This window comes from Sphingobacterium sp. SGR-19 (assembly GCF_011043555.1).
Taxonomy (GTDB): domain Bacteria; phylum Bacteroidota; class Bacteroidia; order Sphingobacteriales; family Sphingobacteriaceae; genus Sphingobacterium.
This window is the reverse complement of record NZ_JAAKGS010000003.1, coordinates 264,368-285,567: the sequence shown is the minus strand read 5'-3', so window position 1 is coordinate 285,567 and position 21,200 is coordinate 264,368. Positions and strand designations below refer to the sequence as shown.

The window sequence follows — 21,200 nt, the reverse complement described above, 5'->3', positions numbered from 1 at the left end:
GTAGGTATGAAGAAACAGATTTTTCTTTTGCTAGCCGTAATTGCTGGTATACTGCAATTACATGCTGCAACGGTCGATACCATCACGGTGAGAAGTACGCGGATGGGCAAGGACGTCAGAGCGGTTGTGATCTCTCCGGAACATAAAAAAGCAACGTCTACACTTTACTTGCTGCACGGGCATTCGGGCAATTACGCGAGTTGGCTGAAAACCGCTCCTCATATCAAACACCTTGTAGATATGTATGGATATCTGGTCGTTTGTCCTGACGGTGGTTTCAATAGCTGGTATTGGGACACGAAAGATGATGATTATCAATACGAAACTTTTATCACTAAAGAACTTATACCCGTTGTCGAACAGCAGTATGAAGTCGGATCCAATCGTGCGAACCGTGCGATAACGGGTTTGAGTATGGGGGGGCACGGCGCTTTGTATCTAGCTTTTCGTCATCAAGATTTATTCGCTTTTGCGGGCAGCACCTCGGGTGGCGTAGATATCCGCCCGTTTCCGAACAACTGGGGTATGAAAGAACATCTCGGCGAGTATCATGAGAACGCGGAGGTCTGGGATACACATACGGTTATGGAGTTGACACATCTTGTAAAACCACAGTCGCTCCGGTTATTTATCGATTGTGGAACAGAAGATTTCTTTTTTGAAGTAAATAATAAATTGCATGAAAAGCTTACTTATCTGAATGTACCGCATCATTATTTGACGATGCCAGGTAAGCATAATCACGAATATTGGGCAAGATCGATTGATTTTCAAATGGCTTTTTTTGCACAGTGTTTTCAGGACAAAAGTGCTAAGAAATAAACCGATAGATGAATAGGTTGTGGTTGATTTTTATTGTCCTGTTTAGTGGTATAAACGCCTTAGCGCAACAGGTTGTACTCAGCGGGAGCGTTCGCGACGCTGGATCGGGAGAAACGTTAATCGGTGCGGTGGTCTCTGTAGAGCCTGGTCGGCAAGCGGCTAGCACCAATACGTACGGCTTTTATTCGTTAACGCTTCCAGCGGGAAAATATCGCGTTACGGTTAGTTATATCGGCTATCAATCCTATTCGGAGGAGATCGATCTAAACAGTAGTCGACGCCTTAATGTGGAGCTCCATGGGGAAGATAATACATTAGAAGAGGTTGTTGTATCGGCTGAGCGGAAGGATAAAAACGTCTCTAGTCCACAGATGGGTGTATTGAACTTTACGATGGAAGAAGTTAAGAATGTTCCGGTTGTTTTTGGTGAAAGAGATTTATTAAAGACCATACAATTACTGCCGGGCGTGCAGAGTGCAGGAGAAGGGTCGTCTAACTTTTACGTCCGTGGCGGCGGAGGTGATCAAAATCTTATTTTACTTGATGAAGCTACAGTGTATAATGCTTCTCATTTACTAGGCTTCTTCTCTACGTTCAACTCCGATGCGATCAAAGATGTTCAACTGTATAAAGGGGGAATCCCCTCTCAATTCGGGGGGCGTATATCGTCTGTTATGGACATCACCATGATGGACGGCAATCAAAAGGAACTGACAACCGAAGGTGGGATAGGTCTTATTGCTTCCCGCCTGAAAGTAGAAGCCCCTTTGATCAAAGATAAAAGTTCGTTCATGATCAGCGGACGTCGAACCTACGCCGATATGTTCTTGAAGCTGTCAAACGATGACGACGTCAAGAACAGTAAACTCTATTTCTATGATCTGAATGCGAAACTAAATTTCCGGTTTAATGATAAAAACACGCTCTATCTATCAGGCTATTTTGGCAAAGATGATTTGGGCTATTCCGACCTCTTTAATTTTGATTGGGGGAACGCTACGGCAACGGTAAGATGGAACCATATTTTTAATGATAAGTTATTTAGTAACACTTCATTGATATACAGTGATTTCAGTTACAATGTTCAGGTATCTAGCGATGATAGTAATTTTGGTATAGCTTCCAAAATCCGTAACTGGAATTTAAAGCAGGATTTTTCCTATTATCAGAATCCGATCAGTACTTGGCGTTTTGGAGTCCATGCTGTGCAGCAATCCATTTATCCGGCAAGTATTACCGCAGGAGAGAATACATCTGTTAATTCCGTTGATGTAGACAGCCGGCAAGGAATAGAGGCTGCGGCCTATGTATCGCATACTTGGAGTCCAACTGATTGGGTTTCTTTACTGTATGGAGTTCGTGTCAACGATTTTATGGTGATGGGGCCGGGTACTTTTTATACCTACGACGGGGATGGTGAGGTTGTCGCCGAACAATATTACGGAAGAGGAGCAGTAGCTAAACATTATTTGACTATCGAACCACGCTTTTCGGCCAGCTTCATGTTAAGTGAACGGCATAGTATCAAAGCATCTTACAACCGTATTGCGCAAAATCTACATCAACTGACCAACACCACGGCAAGCTTACCTACGGATCAATATGTGGTGAGCAGCTTGAACATTAAGCCCCAAATTGCTGATCAGGTTGCGGTAGGATACTTCCGGAATTTTAAAGACAACCGATATGAATTTTCGTTAGAAACCTATTTTAAGCATATGGACAACCAGATAGATTTCCGAAATGGGGCAGATTTACAGGCAAACCAATATCTGGAGGGTGATTTGCTATACGGAATAGGAAGATCATACGGTATTGAAGCGTATCTCCGGAAAAGCACGGGGAAGTTGCACGGCTGGATTAGCTATACCCTTGCCAGAAGTGAGCGTAAATTTGATGAGATTGATAACGGGCAATGGTTTAGAGCGCGTCAAGATAGAACACATGACATTTCCGTGGTCGGTATGTACGAACTTACTAAAAAATGGACGCTGGGAGCGACGTTTGTATACCAAACGGGAAATGCCGTGACGTTTCCGAGTGGTAAGTATGAGGTTGACGGAAAAACAATGTTCTATTACACGGAGAGGAATGGCTACCGAATGCCCAACTATCACCGTTTGGACCTGTCTGCTACTTATGAACCCGTCGTCTCCAATAAACGCTTTCGTTCGAGCTGGACATTTGGTGTATACAATGCTTATAATCGAAAGAATGCGTACGTTATCGACTTTCGCGAGAACAAAAATAATACAAACATAACGGAGGCCTACAAAATAGCCCTCTTTGGTATTATTCCATCTGTTACATGGAACTTTAAATTCTGACGATATGAAGGTAAGGAGCTACGTCTATATATTATGTGTTTTGTTTTTTTCGGCATGCGAAGAAATAATCGAAGTGAATTTGAACGATGCAGATCCGCGAGTGGTGATCGAAGCAAATCTCTCGGATCTGCAATCTACTCAACGTATACGGGTATCCAAGACTGTTGCGTTTGATGAACCGGTTAATTCGGTCGGTGTAACGAATGCGGTTGTACTTGTAGTGGACAGTAGGGGGGGATACCACAATTTTCAGCATGAAAATGACGGGAACTATGTGGCTAGGGATTTCACGCCAGAGTCCGGTGGAAATTACTCGTTGTATGTGGAAGTTGACGGCGAGTCTTTTCATTCTTCATGTTATATGCCAGTATACGTTGACGTGGATTCTACCGGTATCGTCCAAGAGAATATTTTGGGAGATAGCTATTACTTTGCCACCTTTAAATTTAATGATCCGCCTAAAATGCCTAACTATTATAAGTATGATATCGCTATCAATAACGAGAACTTTGGTTTTTCCAGCGTATTTCAGGATAAATTCAATGATGGTCTGTACGTAACACATCAAGTTTCCGATTTAGATGCGGAATTGCAGCCAGGAGATTATATTGCTGTTCGGCGTTATTGTGTCGATGAAAAAGTATTTAATTATTGGAATGAGTACCAGGGTACGAATCCGGGCTCTGCTGCTCCGGCAAACCCGACGTCTAATATATCCAATAATGCGCTGGGTTATTTTTCCGTAGCGTCCGCGGAGGAGTTTCGACTGCAGGTTGTGGATATGGACGTCGATTGGGATAATCTTGAGGATAATCCGATGCCGTAATCATAACACGCCAAAATCATAGCCTTTATCTTTTAGGTAGCGGATTGCTTTAGGTAGCGCATACGATACGCGCGGCAATGCTTTGATATTGTCGTGGAAGACGATAATAGAGCCGTTTTTAACATGTCTGATAACGTTTTGATAACATTTTTCCGGACTGATTTGCTCGTCAAAGTCACCGGAAAGAACGTCCCAAAACACCACTGTGTACGTCTGGTACAATGCAGCTAGCTGCGACTTTTTTGCACGCGCATAAGGTGGACGAAATAAGTTAGTACCTGTTAATTGTTGGCATTTTGCTATGTTATCCAGATAGACGCTATCATCGGTATCCCACCCTCGTAAATGATTGTAGGTGTGGTTGCCGACCTGATGTCCTTCGGCAAGGATGCGCTCGTAAATTGTCCTGTTTTTTTCTATATTATTGCCGACACAAAAAAAGGTAGCTTTGACGTGGTAATCAGCAAGCGTGTCTAATATGAAGGGTGTAACTTCTGGAATGGGGCCATCATCGAATGTGAGATATATTTTTTTGTCTTTTCTCGACTTGTGGAAAGTTACATTCGGATAGTACCACCGTAAAAAAAAGGGGGCGTTAATAAAATACATGTTGATAATATCAGATATTTATGCCAAATTTAGCAATCATTTTATGCTTAATTAATCAAATGACACAAAAAATATCCTATTATATTGTATTGTTTCCCATTTTGTTCATTATAGGATTACCTCTAGGATATTCACAGGTAACGTTACAGGAGGCCATAGAGGCAACGCTTGAGCGTAATCTCCAAATTAAACAAGCGGAATTTGGGTATCAGATAAGCGAACAGGATCTCTATCAATCAAAATCAGAATTGTATCCAAACTTGAGTATTGGTGCTGATAATTCCTATAATTATGGTCTGACCTTTGATCAGACCTCTGGACAACTGATCCGCGGAAACTTCTGGACAACCACGGCGGGAGCGCAGTTATCTTCGAGTGTCGCCCTATTTCAAGGCTTCCAAAAAATCAACCAAATCAAAGCGAACAAAATAAAACTTGCTGTCGACGCGACGGAAGTTGAAAAAGTTAAAAACGACTTAATTTTATCTGTGGTGACCAACTATTTGGAGGCGATTACAAATGGGGAGTTGTACGAAGCGGCACAGCAACAAATTAAGCTTTCCAGGGAACAGCTACGGCAAGACAGCATTCAATTTCAAGTAGGAAACAAAACTTTAGCTGATCTAGCGCAAGCGGAAAGCCAAGTGGCAACGGATGAGTTGAATATCATGTCGTCGGAGAATGCTTATGAGCTTTCTTTACTTAATTTAAAGCAGCTTATGGAGCTATCTCCTGATACGACATTTGGTTTAGAAAAACCTAGCATAGCGGATATTATGGCAGAATATGCTATTACTTCTTTCGACGATGTGTTTAAAAAGGCACTGTTGACCCAGCCAGCTATTGAACAAGCAGGTTATAATAAAGAACTAGCGTTAAAAAATATAGATATTGCTAAAGGGGCTTATTACCCTACGCTGAATTTGTCTGCTGGATACGGCTCGAACTATTCTTCGCGTGCGTATGATCAGTTTCTGGTGGGGGACTTGATCGTTTCAGAAAAAATCCCGTTCTTCAATCAGGTTGATTTAAACAAATCGTTTCGTGGCGGTCTCAGCCTTCAGGTGCCCATTTTTAATAATAACCGGACAAAGGTAGCTGTAAATAAAGCAAAGATAGGCTATTTACAGGCGGAAAATGAAGAGGCACTGGCACGCAGAGATCTGGAAAAAACCATTGCACAGGCTATTTTAGATTTAAAATCTGCCAATAAGCAATATTTTGCCTCACAGGTAGCTTTTAATACGTCTAAAGTCGCTTATGAAACGATCAAGGAACGTTATGATGTGGGCATGGCCAATTCAATGGAAATGTTTACCGCACAGACAAATATGAATAAAGCGGAGTTTGACATGATCCGTCGGAAATACGAAATGGTGTTCCGTGGAAAAGTCATTGATTATTATATCGGAAACCCTATAACTTTTTAAAATATCATTCATGGCAAAGAAGAAGAGCAACTTACCTAAAATATTGGTTATTTCTGCAGTAATAATCTTGGTATTCGTTGTAATAGGCAGTAAGTTCGGTTGGTTTGGTGATGGCGGTGTACAACAGGTCGCAGTGGATGAGGTGAGGGAGAGAACCATCTCGGAGCTTGTTTCGGCGAGTGGAAAAGTCCAGCCGGAATTTGAGGTGAAGTTGAGTTCGGAAGTCTCCGGTGAGATAATAGAATTAAATGTCCGTGAAGGGCAGGTTGTCAAAAAAGGGGACGTATTATGTCGTGTAAAACCGGATCTGTTACAATCCAGTTATGACCAAGTGGTGGCGATGGTAAGCCAGCAAAAAGCGAACCTTGCGGCAGCACAGCAAATGTTGAAACAACAAGAGGCAAGTCTTATCAACGCCGAAGCCATTTATAATCGAAGCCTGGAGCTGTTTAATAAAAAAGTGATATCGGCTTCGGAGATGGACAAAGCGAGGGCAGATTATGAAGTTGCGCATGCTACGGTGGAATCTCAACGTCAGCAAGTGGAAGCTTCCCGGTTCGGTGTGAACCAATCGCAGGCTCAATTGCAGGAAGCAGGCAATAGTTTGGCACGTACAACGATATACGCGCCTTCGGATGGTGTTGTTTCTTTATTGTCAATAGAACTCGGCGAGCGTGTAGTGGGAACAGCGCAGATGGCCGGAACGGAAATTATGCGTATAGCTCATATGTCCACCATGGAAGTAAATGTCGAAGTAAATGAAAATGATATTAACCGCGTAAGAGTGGGCAATGAGGCGACAATAGAAGTGGATGCTTTCCAGGGACGTAAGTTTAAGGGAGTGGTAACGGAGATTTCAAGCTCTTCTACTTCAGCAGGAGCAGAAACTGTAGCGACCACGGCTGAGCAGGTAACGAATTTTAATGTGAAGGTACGTATCGAGGCATCTTCATATGAAGATTTGATCGATGAAGATAACAAAAACTCTTCTCCGTTTAAACCGGGTTTATCAGCAACAGTGCAGATCCATACCAAGTCAGATAAAGGTCTTGTTGTTCCTATCCAGGCAGTGACTGTGCGGGAGAATATAAATAAAGCGGATTCAGTAGACAATGCTGACGTAAAAGAGTATGTGTTTGTCCTTAACGAGGATGTCGTAAACATGACCGAGGTAACGACAGGTATCCAAGACGATAACAACATTATTGTTAAATCTGGATTAAAAGCAAATGATAAAGTGGTATCGAGACCTTTTAACGCTATTTCTAAGATTCTACAGGATGGTACAAGGGTGAAAGAAGTCGATGCAAGTGCCTTGAATTAACGGTGATGAAGAAATTAGCCCTCCTTTTTGGAATGAGTGAGAATGAACGCAGGGGCTTTCTTGTGTTGTCGATTTTTATCGGGCTGATAGGAATTACACCTTTTGTATATAGTTTTTATGTTAGACAGACGACGGATGATATTTTGCTAATTTCTTCCCTAGTTGAGAAGGAGAGAAAAACGCTTGAAGCTAGTGCCGAAAGCGTACGTGTATTCCATGAGGTAGTACAGAAACCGCTCTTTCCTTTCGATCCTAATAATTTACCTGTAGAGAAATGGAAAATGTTAGGATTTACCGAAAGACAAATACAGGTTATTAAAAATTATAAATCCAAAGGCGGACGCTTCCGTACAAAAGCGGACGTCGCGAAGATGTATGTGGTTTCTGAAGAAGACTTTAAGCGGATAGCGCCGTACATCACCTTGCCAAAGACAGTTCCTATACCACAACGGAATGTCACTTCTTCATCTCAGGAAGAGACAAAGCCGTCTATAAAAAAAATAATAGTGGACTTATCGGTAGGAGATACTGCCGCGTTGCAGAAAATTAGGGGCATCGGGCCGGTTCTTAGCTCACGCATTGTAAAATTTCGAGATGCATTAGGTGGCTTTCATAATATTGGCCAAATAAAGGAGGTGTATGGTATTTCGGCAGAACAGTTTGCAAGAATGGAATCTTCTTTGGTCCTGGGAGATAGCTCAATCAAAAAGTGGGCGATAAACCAGTTGCCGGTAGAGAAGCTAGCACAACATCCGTATATCTCCCACAAGGAAGCTACGCATATCGTACGTTATCGGGAGCAGCATGGCGCTTTTGCATCGTTGGCCGATTTAGAAAAGATGCATGCGTTAGATGATGATTTTGTGCGTAAAATTGCGCCTTATTTGGATTTTAATTAAGTCAGTGGACTATAACGATCGTCCTCTAATTACGAGTAAAAATGTTAGAAAAACGTCTTAAAACTATAATCCGGGATATACCCGATTTTCCACAACCGGGAATTGTATTCAAAGATATTACGCCAATTTTAAAAGATCAGCAACTCTGTGGTGAGATCGTCGACAAATTAGTTGAGCATTTGCAAGGGATAGAGATTGATGCCATCGCCGGAGTGGAAAGCCGCGGTTTTTTATTTGGTATGCTCTTGGCTAATAGGCTAGGTGTTCCTTTTATTCCGGTCCGAAAACAAGGAAAGTTACCTTTTAAGACGATATCGGAATCTTATAAGTTAGAATACGGACAGGCAACTATTGAGGTGCATGAGGATGCTTTTGCTCCAGGTAGCAAGATTTTGGTTCACGATGATCTCTTGGCTACAGGTGGAACTGTCGTGGCCACTTCCAAACTATTGGAGAAACTGGGAGCTGATATCATCGGGTATGCTTTTATCATTAGCTTGGACTTCCTACAGAGCGAAGGTCGTTTGACACGATTTAGTGACCGGGTGATTTCTCTGGTGCGGTTTGATTCTTAAACAACCCTTTGATGTGATAGTACTTATCACCAAGGATTAAGACAGATTGATGTTTTTCTAGACTATATTTTTTGTTTCTAGCATAATAGAGCGTTTCATGCGTTTCGTATAGTGAATTTTGGATATTCCGCTGTATATGAAACGCAACTGGTTCTCCACTGTCCCCGTATTCGATTTCAACAGCAGTAATATCAATTTTAGGATCGGAGGAGGTTATTCTTACTTTATTAGCTGTGCTGTCCTTTTTTAGAATGCCTGCGTAAGCAGGTTTGTTTAAATCAATGGAAGCAAAACTAGAAAGTTCATTTTCCCAATCCGCAACTTGTATTTCTTTGGCTTCCGATAGGCTATCCTTAACCACAGTTTTGTCTACAACAGGTTTTTCCTGCGTCAAACGTGCTATTTCCCCTTGAAAGTAAGCCGGGATATCAAAATATGTTTCCCGTGTTACTTTTCTGTCTTGTGGACCGGAAGTGCACGACAAGAACAAAGCAGTAACAGCTATTGCCATTACTGCTTTGCACCATGTGTTCTTCTTTTTATACCAATACATCACCATTCATATCTGCTGGAATGTCGGCACCTAATAATTTTAACACAGTAGGGGCGATATCACCTAATTTTCCATCTTTAACTTGTTGATAATCCTTATCTATCAAGATACAAGGTACAAGGTTGGTCGTATGAGCTGTATTTACGGAACCGTCTTCATTGATCATAAACTCAGAGTTCCCATGATCGGCCAAGATAATAAACGAGTAACCATTTTCTAGCCCCGTTTCCACTACTTTTTTTGTGCAGGCATCTACGGTTTCAACAGCCTTTACGACAGCACTAAAGACTCCGGTATGTCCCACCATATCAGGGTTGGCAAAGTTTAAACAAATAAAATCTGGTTTATTTTCTATTATATCATTGCAGATCGCCGTTGTAATACCTTCTGCGCTCATTTCGGGCTGGAGATCATAGGTTGCCACCTTCGGGGAAGGAATAAGCAAACGCCGTTCGCCCGGAAATTCTTCTTCGCGACCTCCGGAAAAGAAAAAGGTAACGTGAGGGTACTTTTCTGTTTCAGCGATACGAACTTGCGTTTTATTTTGACGGCTTAATACTTCTCCCAATGTATTCGTCAAATTTTCTTTCTGGAACACGACGTGGACATTTTTAAATGTTTCGTCATAGGAGGTCATCGTTACATAATATAACGACAGGGGTTGCATGTCGTATTTTGGGAAAGTCTCCTGTGTCAAAGCTATCGTGATCTCACGACCCCGGTCTGTACGGAAATTATAACAGAATACGACATCGTCTTCTTGGACGGTTGCCAGTGGCTTTCCATCTGCGTCGGTTACCACGATGGGTTTGATGAATTCGTCTGTTATTCCATCGTTATAGGACTCCTTGATTGCTTGTTTTACGTCTGTTGTAGGTGTGCCGGTTCCTTTTGTCAGGAGATCATACGTTTCCTTGACACGTTCCCATCGATTATCTCTATCCATGGCATAATAGCGTCCGATAGCACTTGCAATGGTTCCGGTAGAGTGTGTTAAATGGTTTTGTAAATCTTCTATATAACCTAGTCCGCCTTTGGGATCGGTGTCGCGTCCATCCATAAAAGCATGGATAAATACTTGATCTTGCTGAAGTCCGTTTTGCTGTGCAGCATCACAAAGTGCTTTCAAGTGATGAATATGTGCGTGTACACCGCCGTCGGACAATAATCCGATAAAGTGTACCTTTTTTCCTTTTGTTTTAGCATATTCAAAAGCCCCCTTAATCACGGGGTTCGAGTTGAATTCTCCTTCATTTGCTGCTTTGTTTATCCGTCCAAGTTCCTGATACACAATACGGCCGCCGCCGAGATTCATATGGCCTACTTCTGAATTACCCATTTGTCCTTCTGGAAGCCCGACAGCTTCTCCGGATGCTTCTAACCGAGAATTTGGATAAGTGGTTAATAAATGATCTAGAAATGGAGTTTTCGCTGCGCGTACAGCGTTTGAATTATCGTCTTTACCGTAGCCTAAACCATCTAAGATTAGTAGCGCTACTCTTTTGTTTTCTGAATTGCTCACATACAAATATATTTATTTTATAGAACAATGGCAATAAGTCATAACTTTAAACACGCGTATTGGCATAGTTTTAGTAGGTTCTCGGACAGAAATGGAAATAGAATTTATGAGGTATAAAAAGGTGTTTAAGTATGCTGTTATCGTGTTCTGGTGTGTCGCAGGTATGTCGGCATTCGCGATGAATACCTCCTTCGATGATGTGGTGAAAGATGCATCAGCTGCCCTAAGGGAGGGTAACGCAAAGAAGTTGTCAACTATTTTTGATAACAGCGTCAATCTTTCCGTACAACGGGACGAAGGGGCTTTCACTAAATTTCAAGCAGAGCTGTTATTAAATGATTTTTTTCGAACAAATAAAGTGGATGGACTGAAAGAACTACAGCGTGCTAACAATTCAACTACCTCGTTCGTTGTTTTTTCCTTGAAAGCCAATTCAAAAAACTATCGGGTATTCATAAAATTTATACAGTCTAACAATAAGGATTTTAAGGTTGCTGAAATACGAATTGAGTAGAGATAAGCTGTTAAAAGTTGATATAGGATTTTATATTAAAATATATTTTTGTCATCTTCGCTTATTAATTTAATTCGAATAAATGGCAGTTGAGTTGAGTAAACTGGAGCAGTTTGTGGCGTTAGCACTGCAAGAAGATGTAGGTAATGGCGACCATACTTCCTTGTCCACTATCCAAGAAAACGTAAGGGGAGAAGCAAAGCTGCTTGTAAAAGATACGGGTATTTTAGCTGGGATCAACGTAGCAAAAGATATCTTCCATATTATAGATCCTGATTTGCAGATTGATATAGCATTGGAAGATGGTATGGAGGTCAAGCCAGAGGATATAGCTTTTTTTGTGCAAGGGAGTGTACATAGCATATTAAAGGCTGAACGACTGGTATTGAATGTGATGCAACGCATGTCCGGGATTGCCACGCGAACTAGGCTATATGCTAAACAATTAGATGGAACAAAAGCGAAGGTGTTGGATACGAGGAAAACGACACCATTGCTACGCTTTTTGGAGAAAGAAGCTGTGCGTATCGGAGGAGGGGCTAACCATAGATTTGGACTTTACGATATGATTCTCATCAAAGATAATCATGTCGACTATGCTGGGGGCATTTCCAATGCTTTAATTCGTGCCCACAGTTATCGAACTACGAGAGGATTATCTATTCCTATCGAAATAGAGGTGCGGAGCTTTCAAGAACTGGAAGATGTATTGTCTAATGAATATGTAGACCGTGTCATGTTTGACAATTTTACCCCCAATGATGTAGAGAAGGCAGTACAGATGGTGGATGGTCGTTTGGTAACAGAGGCCTCTGGCGGGATTACATTCGAAACAATCCGCGACTATGCGTTAACTGGGGTTGATTATATTTCGGTGGGGGCATTAACCCATTCCGTAAAAAGTTTGGATTTAAGCTTAAAAGCTAAAATTGTATAGTTATCTTTAAGAAGCTTAAATTAATATATGATTTCGATTTATCTAATAGGCATAGTTATCTTAGCTTATCTGTTTGGTTCCATCCCATCTGCGGTATGGTTCGGTGAGGCTTTCTATGGAGTAGATGTGCGGGAATATGGAAGCGGGAACGCAGGGGCAACCAATACTTTTCGGGTTTTAGGTAAAAGAGCTGGGTCGATTGTCATGTTTGTAGATATATTCAAAGGCTGGACAGCAACCAATTTACCTTATCTTTTGGATTCTGCTGTTGTAGGTATACCAAGTTCTGTTCAATTTGTTAACTTCCAATTAGCGCTTGGCGTTATTGCCGTATTGGGGCATCTTTTCCCTATCTTCGCGGGTTTTCGAGGTGGCAAAGGTGTTGCAACACTATTCGGGATGGTGATTGCTATCCATCCTGAGGCGGCGTTATGTTGTGTAAGTGTCTTTTTGTTAACGTTGATTATCACACATTATGTGTCGCTAAGTTCCATACTTGCAGGATTTACATTTCCATTCAGTATTGCGTTTATTTTCCATACATCCGTTCCTGCGGTTTTGTTATATGGAATAGCCATCTGTGCATTGATATTGGTAACGCATCAGAAAAATATTGAAAGGCTCTTAAAGGGACATGAATCCAAGATTTATTTGTTTAAGAAAAAGAAGGGTTAGTTTTGTAGCCAAAAATTGGCAATCCTAAAGTTTTAGGCATAGGATTTGTATTGTTTTTATAAGTTTGCGAATAAGCTTATATTATTATGAAAAAGATTTTTAAATATACTTCTCTTGCGGCTATTATAGCGATTATGGCAGCGTGTTCAACTGTGCCATTGTCGGGTAGGAAGCAGTTGTCGCTTGTAAGTGACGACCAAATACAGCAGCAGGCTGCTGTAGCATACAAGGAATTCTTGAGCAATCCGAATACCAAAGTAGTCACTGGGACATCGAATGCAACATTGGTGAAAAAAGTGGGTAATAGAATTGCATCAGCTGTAAACCAGTATTTGAAGGCGGAAGGTCTATCCAATCAGTTTAATTTCAATTGGGAATTTAATTTGGTGCAAAGTGGGGATGTGAATGCTTGGTGTATGCCCGGAGGCAAAGTGGCGGTTTATACCGGTATTCTACCGTTTACCGCTAATGAAGATGGTTTGGCAACCGTCATGGGGCACGAGATTGCACACGCAATAGCTCGCCATTCTATGGAACAGATGTCCAATCAGTATGCTTTACAGGTTGGTGCGCAGGTGTTAGGTGTCGCAACTTCAGGAAAGAGCTCTATTGTGCAAGGATTGGTAAACAATGCTTACGGTATCGGAGGTCAACTGGCATTATTGAAATATTCACGTGGTAACGAGTCGGAAGCTGATCAGCTTGGTTTGATGTTCATGGCAATGGCGGGATATAACCCACAACATGCGGTATCTTTTTGGGAACGCATGGCTGCGGCGAAATCAAAAGCCAATTCCACACCGGAATTTTTAAGCACGCACCCTAGCGATGCGAGACGGGTTGCTGATATTCAGAAGCTCATCCCCCAAGCGATGCAGTATTATAAAAAATAAAAGAAAGGAAAGGGCTCGTAATTATACGGGCCCTTTCTTTTATCTTTTCTTCTCTGCAAAATACTGTTCGATCTCCTCAAGAGAAAACGCATTAAGACAGCGTTCAGGAGATAATCCGCCTTTTCGTGCTACATATACACCATATTGCATATCCGTTAAACCTTCGGTGCGGTGGGCATCGGGATTAATGGATAATAACACACCTTTTTCCAACGCATATCGTTGCCAACGCCAATCGAGGTCGAGCCGTAATGGATTGGCATTAATTTCGATCACCACCCGATTAGCCTTACAGGCGTCTATTACCTTTTTGTAATCAATCGGATAGCCGGGTCTACTAAGGAGCAAACGACCCGTCGGATGTCCGAGAATAGTGGTATATGGATTTTCAATCGCGGTAATTAATCGTTGGGTAGCTTTTTCTTTGTCCATGCGCAAATTGCTGTGGATAGAAGCAACAACAAAATCAAATTTTGCAAGGATATCGTCTGGGTAATCCAGACTGCCGTCGGAGAGAATATCCGATTCTATTCCTCTGAAAATTCGAAAAGGAGCTAATTTATCGTTTAACCGGTCGATTTCTATCCATTGTTCTTTTACGCGTTCTATACTAAGACCACTCGCATAAACGGCTGTCTTAGAGTGATCGCAGATTCCCAAATAGCTCAACCCCAGTTCATCTTTGCAGTACATCGCCATCTGTTCCAGCGAATGCACACCATCGCTATAGGTCGAGTGATTGTGCAATGTACCTTTTAAGTCGGCATATGTAATAAGCTTAGGCAGCTCTCCATTTTCCGCCCAATTGACTTCTCCTGAACCTTCTCTTAGTTCGGGCTCGATATATGATAACCCAAGCACCTCATAGATTGCTTCTTCAGATGAAAAAGTTGGTAAGTTTGCTTGAATAGTTTGTAGTTCTTTTATATGTGTTTCACTCCCTGTCGTAAGCAACAAATCGATAGCAAAACGTTCTTCGGATGTGGATTGTATACGATAGCGGACTCCCAGTTCATCGGTTAATTGAACAGCAGCATCTTGATATTCTTCGGCCGTGTATACCAGCGTATCTTCTAAAAAAGACCGTATTTCTGAAATACTACAGGTCGTCAAGATATCAACCGACGCAATGATCTCACATTTTCGTCTAATTTCTCCCGTAAAAATATGCTGTTTCTCGGGAAAACGGCTGACGAGGTTTCCTAGTAGGACTGTCGCAATTTTCTCTACCTTTGCATACAAGAATAATCCTTGATTTGCGTTGGAAAATTCGATGGATTTACGAATTTCTTCCTGTGTTTTCAAGCCAAAGCCTTTGGCTTCCATTAATCGGTTTTCGTTGCAGGCATACAGAAGCTCTCCAATCGATTCTATACCTAGATCTTTCCAGATAGACCGGACTTTTTTCGGTCCGAGCCCTTTTATCGTAAGCATGGCCATAACGCCTGGTGGAGTCTGTGCAATAAGGTTGTCCAATTCGGGGAATGATCCCGACTCTAGAATCAACATAATTCTTTCGCCTGTGCTTTTGCCAATGCCCGGTTGTGTACTGAGCTGGTCTATCGTAGCACCTGCTGCGGGAAAAGGCAATTTATCGATTTTGAAGGAGGCAGAAGCCATAGCTTTTGTTCGAAACGGGTTTTCGTTGAACAACTCCATGAGTTGACTATATAATTTAAAAATTTTGGCTATGGCTTTGTTTTCCATGATTATTTATGAATGATATTCGAGTTCTGTTTCCTTTTCGACATCTGGACGCTTGTATTTATTGATGATCAGGCGGATACCGCTGTTTTTTGTGAAAAATTTAATTGTCCAGTTAACAAAGGTCACCAATTTGTTTCTAAATCCAAAAATAGAGACCAGATGGACAAACATCCAAGTGAGCCAAGCTAAAAATCCTTTCATGTGGAAACGGCCCATATCGACTACGGCTTTATTTCTTCCAATAGTGGCCATAGAGCCTTTATCAAAATATTTAAAATCAGCAACCTGTTGATTGTTCATGCTTTTTAGGATATGCTTGGCCACGTATGCGCCTTGTTGTTGTGCAGCGGGCGCTACACCCGGAAGCCCTCTAGGAGTATCTTCTGTAATCATCGCTGCAACATCGCCGATAGCATAGACGTTTTCCATTCCACTCACGCGACACTGCCCATCTGTTTGGATACGGTTACCACGCTGAATGATTTCGGGATGTATCCCTGTCGGAAATTGCCCCATTACACCAGCTCCCCAAATCACTGTTTTCGTTGGGATGCTTTCTCCATTAGAAAATGTAATCGTGTCGCCATCGTAACCGGTTACCTGTGCATTGAGTAATACATTTACGCCAAGATCTCGTAGATAACGTTCGGCGTCCTGTGAAGATTTTTCTGACAATGCTGCCAAGATTTTTCCTGTACCTTCTACGAGATATACTTTCATTTCATTTTTGGATAACTCGGGGTAATCTTTTTTGAGCATGTGTAGCTGAATTTCGGCAATAGCGCCGGAAAGTTCGACGCCCGTGGGACCACCGCCTACGACAACGAAATTAAGAAAGCGCTCCCGGTCATGATAGTTTTTGCGAAGCACGGCCTCCTCCAGGTTTTGTAAAACATAGCTTCGAATATTTAAAGCCTCATGAATGCTTTTCATAGGAAGGGCATATTTTTCTACTTGTTTGTTGCCGAAGAAATTGGATGTAGCACCTGTCGCAATGACCAGATAATCATAATCATAGTCGCCGACCGATGTTTTAACGATCTTCTGCGTACGGTCGATTTCGGTAACATCAGCCATTCTAAATCGGAAGTTCTGCTGTGATTTGAACATTTTACGGATAGGGAAGGAGATGGCATCCGCCGCTAATGTTCCGGTAGCGACTTGATACATCAACGGCTGAAAAGTATGGAAGTTATTCCTGTCGATCAACAACACTTCGACTTCCTTGTCTTTTAAGCTTCTGGCAACTTCGACTCCGCCAAAACCGCCTCCGATGATAATGACTCTCGGAAAGCTTCTTTCAGATCGATTTAATAACATGATAAACTAATTTTGTTCTATTTTGGGGCAAAAGTACGAAAACATAGCGTAAAAATTTCTGCGATTTGTTATTGTACTGCTCCTTTGATTTTTACTTTCAATCCATCGTCGTTATTGGTGAGATTCAATTGACAGGCTAGCCTGCTTTCCATGTCTGCATCTGGTAGTGTATCCAACATGTCGAGCTCCTGGTCGGTAGCTTCTGGAAGTCGGTCGCCGCCATCTAGTACCTGTATGTGGCAGGTAGCACATAATGCCATGCCTCCGCACGTCGCTAGAATATTATAATCGGAAGCTTTCAGGATTTCCATCAGACTTAAATTAATATCTGTAGGAACTTCGATGGTCTGCGTGGTTCCATCGCGATCTTCGACGGTAATGTTGATTATATTTTCCATTTAAAATGCGTTGACACCGTTTACGGTGGTGTATTTAAAACTTAACTTTTGATTTGGATAAACATATTTGAACGCGCTTTGGCACATCAAAGAAGCTTCGTGGTATCCGCACAGGATTAATTTAAGTTTTCCGGGATACGTGTTGATATCGCCGATTGCATAAATGCGCTCTATATTGGTGGCATAATCAAAGGTATCGACCTGTATTGCATTCTTATCGATATTTAACCCCCATTCCGCAATTGGCCCCAATTTTGGACTTAATCCATATAGTGGAATGAAGTCTTCCGTAGGCACGGCAATGTCCTCCTTCTGCTTGTTGGTCAGGTGGATGTGTTCCAAATGACCATTTCCACTGAGGGAAACCAGATTATGGGACAAAAGCAGGTTTATTTTTCCCTCTTGTGCGAGCCGATAGACTTTATCCGCCGAATCGGGGGCACCTCGGAAAGAATCATTGCGATGTACCAGCGTCACCTCTTTTGCGACATTGGCAAGGTAGACGGTCCAGTCGAGCGCAGAATCGCCACCTCCGGCGATCACGACACGTCTATCGCGGAAACGCTCCGGATCTTTGACCATATAATGCACATGAGATTTTTCATAAAGCTCTAAATTGACTAGGTCAGGCTTACGCGGTTCAAAGCAACCTAATCCGCCCGCAATGACGACCACTTGGCAATGGATGACGGTACCATCGGAACCGAACACATGATAAGAACCGTCGTCTTGCTTTTGCAAACTTTCTACGCGTTCCCCTAGCGTGAATGTAGGTTGGAAAGGTGCAATTTGTTCCATTTGTTTATCGATAAGCTCTTGGGCTTTAATACTCGGGTAGCCCGGAATATCATAGATCGGCTTATGCGGATATATTTCCGAAAGCTGTCCACCAACTTGAGGCAATACATCTATTAAATGGCACCTCATTTTTAATAAGCCGGCTTCGAATACGGCGAATAATCCAACAGGGCCTGCGCCTATAATGCATATATCTGTTTTGATCATAATTTTTCTTTTTGCTTTTCGTGAATATTCAAATTATCATATATCGTATTCAGTATCCTGGTGAAATTTTTAAAATCCTCCTCGGAAAGGTTTTCCCAAGCTTTCATGCGGATTTGGGCAATCTCCGGAGAGAGTTCTTTTACTTTCTTTTTGCCCTTTGTTGTAAGTTGTACAAGTAAACATCGCCTATCTTCTGGATGCCCCACACGTTCCACCAATTCTTTTTTAATGATAATATCAACAATACGGGTTAATGTAGGCTGATCCTTTCCTGTTTTTTCAGCCAACTCCTTATGCGTCATGGGGTCTTCATTATATAAGACTTTCAGGATCGACCATTGATCAATAGTGATATCAAACGCCTGTTCTGAAAAAGAAGTCTGTGCATACTGTTTTACTCGTCTGGCTGTACGGTCCAGGAGGAATGAATACTGTGTATATTGTTCTTTTTGCATAGCAATTATTAGTGTGACAAGTAAATTTACAAAAAGATTAATACACTACAAAAAAAGGCTTGGGATTTTGACCAAGCCTTTTTCGATATTACTCATGAATCCATTTAAACTTATATTGAATTTCGGGAATCTTTATTCTTTCCGCCAACCTCGTGAGGCGATCGGGCAGTTTCATGAGATAGTCTCGCGCTTTTTCTCCTTTTTCGTTTAAGTCAGTTACTTTGTCGATAGCCCATTCGCGGTTAAGGTCTCGAAGGATATCAACATAATCTAAGGCTGTGTATACTTCTATGCGTTGCGCCGCATCGGAGAAGTGTGCAAATGCTTCACCTTGTGGCTCGCCTGCTTCCCGTAGGAAATGGGCGGGCATGACGATCTTTTTACGCATCATATCTTCGAAAGCTATCATGACCTCACTTGGATCGACTTTCAAGGCATGTGATATAAACGACATATAAGCTTTGGCATGCCGAGCTTCATCAGCTGCGATGACTCCACACATCTTAGCCAATAGTTTATCACCGGACTTTTTTGAAATGCCGGCTACCCGACGGTGTGATACATTAGTGGCCAGCTCCTGGAATGAAGTATAGATAAAATTACGATAGGGATCGGCTCCTGTACCGATATCAAAGCCATCTTGTATTAAATACTGGGTTGATATTTCAAATTGCCGCATATCTATGCGCCCTGATAAATATAAATATTTGTTCAGCAAATCGCCGTGACGATTTTCTTCTGCAGTCCACGCTCTTACCCACTTCATCCATCCGCCCTGCTCATTTTTCTCGACATCCTCCACCATAGTCAACCATGACTCATAGGTGGGGAGTGCCTCTTCGGTGATTGTATCGCCAATAAGCACGGCTACTAAATCATAAGGAAGCTCTTTTGCACTTTCCTGCAGGTCCCGCACTTCGTCGAAAAAAGTATCGCGTGAAGCATCTGGTAAAAAATCGGCAGGTTGCCACATTTCTTCTACTGGCTTTAGATACTCGCTCATTTCATTTAACATGAACGGTTCTAAATATGCCATAACCTCTTTTCTCGAGCCCTCAGGGATATTTAATGGTAATTCTTGCATATCTTATACAAAGATAATTAATTGAGAATAAAATACATCCTCTTGACGTGTTTTCGTGCTTAATATACTAACTTTGTAGGATATTTAAGGAGTACAAAGATTGAGAACATTTGATATAGAGAAGATACGAGCGGATTTTCCGATTTTAGCCAGGGAAGTGAATGGTAGACCATTGGTTTATTTTGATAATGGTGCAACGACACAAAAACCGAAACAGGTTATTGAAGCTATTACACGTTATTATGCCGATATGAACAGCAATGTACATCGTGGCGTACACTATTTGAGCCAGATTTCCACCGATGCTTTCGAAGTAACACGCCGTAAAGTGCAGGCATTCATTCATGCAGAACATGAGCACGAAATCATCATCACCAAGGGAACAACCGAGGCAATCAATATTGTTGCTTCATGCTATGGTCGTGCATTTATAAATGCAGGAGATGAAGTTATCATTTCTGCTATGGAACACCATTCGAATATCGTGCCTTGGCAAATGCTTTGCGATGAAAAAGGTTGCAAGCTTCGTATTATCCCTATGGATGATAGGGGAGAGTTGGATCTTGAAGCGTATAAATCGTTGTTTTCGGAACGGACGAAACTCGTCTCTTTCACGTATGTGTCCAATGCATTGGGTACGATAAATCCTGCAAAAGAGATGATTGATATCGCGCATGAGCATGATGTACCCGTACTGATTGATGGTGCGCAAGCGATACAGCATCTAGCCATAGACGTACAAGCACTTGATGTGGATTTCTTTGCGTTTTCAGGACATAAAATGTATGGTCCAACTGGAGTTGGCGTATTGTATGGGAAAGAAGAACTATTAAATAAAATGCCGCCTTATCAAGGTGGTGGCGATATGATTAAGGATGTAACCTTTGAAAAAACAACCTATAATGAATTACCGTTTAAGTTTGAGGCAGGAACACCCAATATTGAAGCGGGAATTTGTCTGGGTGATGCAATAGATTATATCGAAGGTATCGGCTTGGATGCGATCAAGGCTTATGAAGATGAGCTTTTGGATTACGCGACATCGCGCTTGTCGGAGATTGACGGAATCCGTTTTATAGGTACAGCAAAACAAAAATCTTCCGTTATTTCTTTTGTTGTGGATGGTGTGCATCCTTATGATATTGGTGTCATACTCGACAAATTGGGTGTGGCTGTGAGAACGGGGCATCACTGTGCGCAACCTGTTATGAATGCTTTTGATATACCCGGAACGGTGCGTGTCTCATTGGCGATGTATAATACGAAAGAAGAGGTGGATATCTTAATAGACGGCTTGCAAAGAGCATTAAATATGTTGGCATAAA

The 21,200-nt window shown here is 41.9% G+C and carries 21 protein-coding genes; 12 read left to right on the top strand and 9 right to left on the bottom strand.

What is annotated here, in order from left to right; all coding sequences use genetic code 11:
• The first annotated feature begins 6 nt into the window (after positions 1-6).
• The 3 genes from G5B43_RS08780 to G5B43_RS08770 are packed head-to-tail and all read left to right on the top strand — an operon-like array spanning position 7 to position 3,975.
• Positions 7-822: an alpha/beta hydrolase gene (locus tag G5B43_RS08780; protein WP_165294362.1), complete on the top strand. Its 816-nt coding sequence runs from the start codon at positions 7-9 to the stop codon at positions 820-822.
• 8 nt (positions 823-830) lie between these two features.
• Entirely contained in the window at positions 831-3,149 is a 2,319-nt protein-coding gene (locus tag G5B43_RS08775; RefSeq protein WP_165294361.1) for a TonB-dependent receptor, read from the top strand.
• Between the two features lie 4 nt (positions 3,150-3,153).
• A complete protein-coding gene (locus G5B43_RS08770) occupies positions 3,154-3,975 on the top strand; it encodes a DUF4249 domain-containing protein (RefSeq protein ID WP_165294360.1) in 822 nt (273 codons plus the stop codon).
• On the opposite strand, the gene G5B43_RS08765 is transcribed toward G5B43_RS08770, so the two are convergent.
• Positions 3,976-4,584 (bottom strand): polysaccharide deacetylase family protein, encoded by a 609-nt coding sequence (locus G5B43_RS08765; protein WP_165294359.1) that lies wholly within the window; start codon positions 4,582-4,584, stop codon positions 3,976-3,978. It abuts the gene before it with no gap.
• A gap of 59 nt (positions 4,585-4,643) precedes the next feature.
• Between G5B43_RS08765 and G5B43_RS08760 the strand changes: the two genes are divergently transcribed.
• From G5B43_RS08760 to G5B43_RS08745, 4 genes are read left to right on the top strand one after another with little or no spacing between them, the layout of a single operon-like run.
• Positions 4,644-6,014 (top strand): TolC family protein, encoded by a 1,371-nt coding sequence (locus G5B43_RS08760; RefSeq protein ID WP_165294358.1) that lies wholly within the window; start codon positions 4,644-4,646, stop codon positions 6,012-6,014.
• A gap of 10 nt (positions 6,015-6,024) precedes the next feature.
• Positions 6,025-7,338 carry an efflux RND transporter periplasmic adaptor subunit gene (locus G5B43_RS08755; RefSeq protein ID WP_165294357.1) on the top strand — a complete coding sequence of 438 codons (1,314 nt, stop codon included), beginning with the start codon at positions 6,025-6,027 and terminating at the stop codon, positions 7,336-7,338.
• A 5-nt stretch (positions 7,339-7,343) separates the two neighbouring features.
• On the top strand, positions 7,344-8,237 hold the full coding sequence (locus G5B43_RS08750) for a helix-hairpin-helix domain-containing protein (protein ID WP_165294356.1): 894 nt from the start codon (positions 7,344-7,346) through the stop codon (positions 8,235-8,237).
• A 41-nt stretch (positions 8,238-8,278) separates the two neighbouring features.
• Positions 8,279-8,812, top strand: a complete 534-nt coding sequence (locus tag G5B43_RS08745; protein ID WP_165294355.1) for an adenine phosphoribosyltransferase — start codon at positions 8,279-8,281, stop codon at positions 8,810-8,812.
• Here G5B43_RS08745 and G5B43_RS08740 read toward each other — a convergent pair.
• Positions 8,772-9,323, bottom strand: coding sequence for a hypothetical protein (locus tag G5B43_RS08740; RefSeq protein ID WP_165294354.1), 552 nt, complete (start codon positions 9,321-9,323; stop codon positions 8,772-8,774). The two genes, G5B43_RS08745 and G5B43_RS08740, sit on opposite strands and share 41 nt — an antisense overlap.
• Positions 9,324-9,351: 28 nt before the next feature.
• Entirely contained in the window at positions 9,352-10,887 is a 1,536-nt protein-coding gene (gene gpmI, locus G5B43_RS08735) for a 2,3-bisphosphoglycerate-independent phosphoglycerate mutase (RefSeq protein ID WP_165294353.1), read from the bottom strand.
• A 106-nt stretch (positions 10,888-10,993) separates the two neighbouring features.
• Between gpmI and G5B43_RS08730 the strand changes: the two genes are divergently transcribed.
• The 4 genes from G5B43_RS08730 to G5B43_RS08715 all read left to right on the top strand — a co-directional run bounded on the left by G5B43_RS08730 (position 10,994) and on the right by G5B43_RS08715 (position 13,906).
• Positions 10,994-11,401 carry a DUF4783 domain-containing protein gene (locus G5B43_RS08730; RefSeq protein WP_165294352.1) on the top strand — a complete coding sequence of 136 codons (408 nt, stop codon included), beginning with the start codon at positions 10,994-10,996 and terminating at the stop codon, positions 11,399-11,401.
• Positions 11,402-11,483: 82 nt separating this feature from the next.
• On the top strand, positions 11,484-12,338 hold the full coding sequence (gene nadC, locus G5B43_RS08725; RefSeq protein ID WP_165294351.1) for a carboxylating nicotinate-nucleotide diphosphorylase: 855 nt from the start codon (positions 11,484-11,486) through the stop codon (positions 12,336-12,338).
• 27 nt (positions 12,339-12,365) lie between these two features.
• The gene (gene plsY, locus G5B43_RS08720) at positions 12,366-13,013 is read left to right on the top strand and encodes a glycerol-3-phosphate 1-O-acyltransferase PlsY (RefSeq protein ID WP_165294350.1); all 648 of its coding nucleotides are present in this window, start codon (positions 12,366-12,368) and stop codon (positions 13,011-13,013) included.
• An 86-nt stretch (positions 13,014-13,099) separates the two neighbouring features.
• The gene (locus G5B43_RS08715) at positions 13,100-13,906 is read left to right on the top strand and encodes a M48 family metallopeptidase (protein WP_165294349.1); all 807 of its coding nucleotides are present in this window, start codon (positions 13,100-13,102) and stop codon (positions 13,904-13,906) included.
• Between the two features lie 39 nt (positions 13,907-13,945).
• Here G5B43_RS08715 and G5B43_RS08710 read toward each other — a convergent pair whose 3' ends face one another.
• The 6 genes from G5B43_RS08710 to G5B43_RS08685 all read right to left on the bottom strand — a co-directional run bounded on the left by G5B43_RS08710 (position 13,946) and on the right by G5B43_RS08685 (position 19,875).
• On the bottom strand, positions 13,946-15,613 hold the full coding sequence (locus G5B43_RS08710) for a DNA polymerase/3'-5' exonuclease PolX (RefSeq protein WP_165294348.1): 1,668 nt from the start codon (positions 15,611-15,613) through the stop codon (positions 13,946-13,948).
• Between the two features lie 6 nt (positions 15,614-15,619).
• Complete coding sequence (locus G5B43_RS08705; RefSeq protein ID WP_165294347.1) at positions 15,620-16,933, bottom strand: NAD(P)/FAD-dependent oxidoreductase; 1,314 nt, start codon at positions 16,931-16,933, stop codon at positions 15,620-15,622.
• A gap of 68 nt (positions 16,934-17,001) precedes the next feature.
• On the bottom strand, positions 17,002-17,331 hold the full coding sequence (locus G5B43_RS08700; protein WP_165294346.1) for a 2Fe-2S iron-sulfur cluster-binding protein: 330 nt from the start codon (positions 17,329-17,331) through the stop codon (positions 17,002-17,004).
• Positions 17,332-18,336, bottom strand: coding sequence for an NAD(P)/FAD-dependent oxidoreductase (locus G5B43_RS08695; RefSeq protein ID WP_165294345.1), 1,005 nt, complete (start codon positions 18,334-18,336; stop codon positions 17,332-17,334). It lies immediately after the preceding gene.
• Positions 18,333-18,791, bottom strand: a complete 459-nt coding sequence (locus tag G5B43_RS08690) for a MarR family winged helix-turn-helix transcriptional regulator (protein WP_165294344.1) — start codon at positions 18,789-18,791, stop codon at positions 18,333-18,335. The genes G5B43_RS08695 and G5B43_RS08690 overlap by 4 nt, the downstream gene beginning before the upstream one ends.
• An 88-nt stretch (positions 18,792-18,879) precedes the next feature.
• Complete coding sequence (locus G5B43_RS08685) at positions 18,880-19,875, bottom strand: acyl-ACP desaturase (RefSeq protein WP_165294343.1); 996 nt, start codon at positions 19,873-19,875, stop codon at positions 18,880-18,882.
• A gap of 100 nt (positions 19,876-19,975) precedes the next feature.
• Here G5B43_RS08685 and G5B43_RS08680 point away from each other — a divergent pair, with 100 nt between their 5' ends.
• Entirely contained in the window at positions 19,976-21,199 is a 1,224-nt protein-coding gene (locus tag G5B43_RS08680) for a cysteine desulfurase (protein ID WP_165294342.1), read from the top strand.
• The last annotated feature ends 1 nt before the right edge of the window (position 21,200 follow it).

Excerpts from the sequence above, each read along its gene's own strand:
- G5B43_RS08780 (WP_165294362.1), top strand. The coding sequence starts at position 7 with ATGAAGAAACAGATTTTTCTTTTGCTAGCCGTAATTGCTGGTATACTG.
- G5B43_RS08775 (WP_165294361.1), top strand. The coding sequence starts at position 831 with ATGAATAGGTTGTGGTTGATTTTTATTGTCCTGTTTAGTGGTATAAAC.
- G5B43_RS08770 (WP_165294360.1), top strand. The coding sequence starts at position 3,154 with ATGAAGGTAAGGAGCTACGTCTATATATTATGTGTTTTGTTTTTTTCG.
- G5B43_RS08765 (WP_165294359.1), bottom strand. The coding sequence starts at position 4,584 with ATGTATTTTATTAACGCCCCCTTTTTTTTACGGTGGTACTATCCGAAT.
- G5B43_RS08760 (WP_165294358.1), top strand. The coding sequence starts at position 4,644 with ATGACACAAAAAATATCCTATTATATTGTATTGTTTCCCATTTTGTTC.
- G5B43_RS08755 (WP_165294357.1), top strand. The coding sequence starts at position 6,025 with ATGGCAAAGAAGAAGAGCAACTTACCTAAAATATTGGTTATTTCTGCA.
- G5B43_RS08750 (WP_165294356.1), top strand. The coding sequence starts at position 7,344 with ATGAAGAAATTAGCCCTCCTTTTTGGAATGAGTGAGAATGAACGCAGG.
- G5B43_RS08745 (WP_165294355.1), top strand. The coding sequence starts at position 8,279 with ATGTTAGAAAAACGTCTTAAAACTATAATCCGGGATATACCCGATTTT.
- G5B43_RS08740 (WP_165294354.1), bottom strand. The coding sequence starts at position 9,323 with ATGGCAATAGCTGTTACTGCTTTGTTCTTGTCGTGCACTTCCGGTCCA.
- G5B43_RS08730 (WP_165294352.1), top strand. The coding sequence starts at position 10,994 with ATGAGGTATAAAAAGGTGTTTAAGTATGCTGTTATCGTGTTCTGGTGT.
- nadC (WP_165294351.1), top strand. The coding sequence starts at position 11,484 with ATGGCAGTTGAGTTGAGTAAACTGGAGCAGTTTGTGGCGTTAGCACTG.
- plsY (WP_165294350.1), top strand. The coding sequence starts at position 12,366 with ATGATTTCGATTTATCTAATAGGCATAGTTATCTTAGCTTATCTGTTT.
- G5B43_RS08715 (WP_165294349.1), top strand. The coding sequence starts at position 13,100 with ATGAAAAAGATTTTTAAATATACTTCTCTTGCGGCTATTATAGCGATT.
- G5B43_RS08710 (WP_165294348.1), bottom strand. The coding sequence starts at position 15,613 with ATGGAAAACAAAGCCATAGCCAAAATTTTTAAATTATATAGTCAACTC.
- G5B43_RS08705 (WP_165294347.1), bottom strand. The coding sequence starts at position 16,933 with ATGTTATTAAATCGATCTGAAAGAAGCTTTCCGAGAGTCATTATCATC.
- G5B43_RS08700 (WP_165294346.1), bottom strand. The coding sequence starts at position 17,331 with ATGGAAAATATAATCAACATTACCGTCGAAGATCGCGATGGAACCACG.
- G5B43_RS08695 (WP_165294345.1), bottom strand. The coding sequence starts at position 18,336 with ATGATCAAAACAGATATATGCATTATAGGCGCAGGCCCTGTTGGATTA.
- G5B43_RS08690 (WP_165294344.1), bottom strand. The coding sequence starts at position 18,791 with ATGCAAAAAGAACAATATACACAGTATTCATTCCTCCTGGACCGTACA.
- G5B43_RS08685 (WP_165294343.1), bottom strand. The coding sequence starts at position 19,875 with ATGCAAGAATTACCATTAAATATCCCTGAGGGCTCGAGAAAAGAGGTT.